Here is a 1,257-nt window from a genome sequence, read left to right as displayed (position 1 = left end):
CCAACGGAGCCGAAATCGCCAAACCCTTTACCCAGGCCAGCCGCGGCGGCATGGTAGTTTTGTGCCACCTGCGCGCCGCCGAAGACGGTAAAATCCCTTGGCAGGCCGTAAAACAGGGTGGACTGCATAAATACGGGGGCGCGCAGTTGGCTACCGCCAGCGTAGCGATAGCGCCCTGCGCTGACGCTATATTTTTTGTACCCTTGACGCACCATAAAAGGCGTAGCGGAATAGGGCTGGATAAACTTACGCTCCGTGCCGTCGCTCTCATTGATGGTAACTTCCAGATCGCCGCTTTGTGTGGTCGGATAGAGATCCCTGATCACGAACGCACCGGGGGCGACCTGGGTTTCATAGATGACATAACCATGCTGGCTTACCGTTATTCTGGCGTTGCTGTGGGCGATGCCATGGATAACCGGCGCGAAGCCGCGCTGGCTGTCCGGCAGCATTTCGTCATCAGACATAAGCTGCGCCCCGCGGAACTGCACGCTGTCAAACACTTCGCCAGCGGTATAGGTATCGCCCATGCGAAACTGGCTTTTCAGGCCCTTAATATCACGTTCGAGAAAAACAGTTTGCGACTGCCAGTGACTCGTCAGGTCGTAACGGTAGCTTGAGATATTGCGTAAACGCCAGGTGCCCAGATTCATGCCGCTGCGCAGGCTTAACAGGGTAGACTGCCAGTCGCCGCCCTTATTACGGGATCGGGTGCCGGAGAGGGCGTAATCGACAAAGGCTGCCGGAACGCCCTCATCCCAGTGGGCGGGATCGATATAGCCTCGACTTTTTAGCATCAGGGCGATCTGGGGAATGCTGATCAGCAGCTGCAAATGCGAGAAATCGAACCTTGTCGAAGCGCCGCGAATAAAGTCGCCCAGCTCCTGCACTGTCTCGCCTTTTTTCAGATGATGGAACGCCGGGAAAGCAGAGATGTTCACCCCCATCTCAGCCAGTTGCCGCACCGTCAGCAGCGGAACCAGCCCGTGTCGACCTTCGACGAAGGTGATATCGCGGCTGTCATAAACGTTGCCGTTTACTAAAATGGTAATGTGATAAGTCCCCGGCAGCTCCCCTCCCTGCCGACTGAAATAGTGTAGATCCGCCGTCTTCTGCTGTTCAGAGGAGAACTCCAGCGCGGCAGGGTCAAAATAATCGTCTGCGAGCGCTATACGTACCGGGCCAAGCGCGATCAGCACCGCCAGCCAGGGACAGAAGGAACATGGCCAGCCTTTTTTAGTTCCTGTGGTGGCTTGC

The 1,257-nt window shown here is 56.6% G+C and carries 1 protein-coding gene; it reads right to left on the bottom strand.

The genetic code is table 11. The features are described 5' to 3' along the window. The coding region (locus tag B3797_RS10295; protein WP_414693064.1) for a fimbria/pilus outer membrane usher protein at nt 1-1,199 on the bottom strand (1,199 nt) is incomplete at its 3' end. Nucleotides 1,200-1,257 lie beyond the last annotated feature (58 nt).

The organism is Pantoea sp. UBA5923 (genome assembly GCF_002431095.1).
Lineage (GTDB): Bacteria > Pseudomonadota > Gammaproteobacteria > Enterobacterales > Enterobacteriaceae > Pantoea > Pantoea piersonii.
Note: the sequence above shows the minus strand (reverse complement) of the source record. Positions and strands in the feature narration are given on the sequence as shown.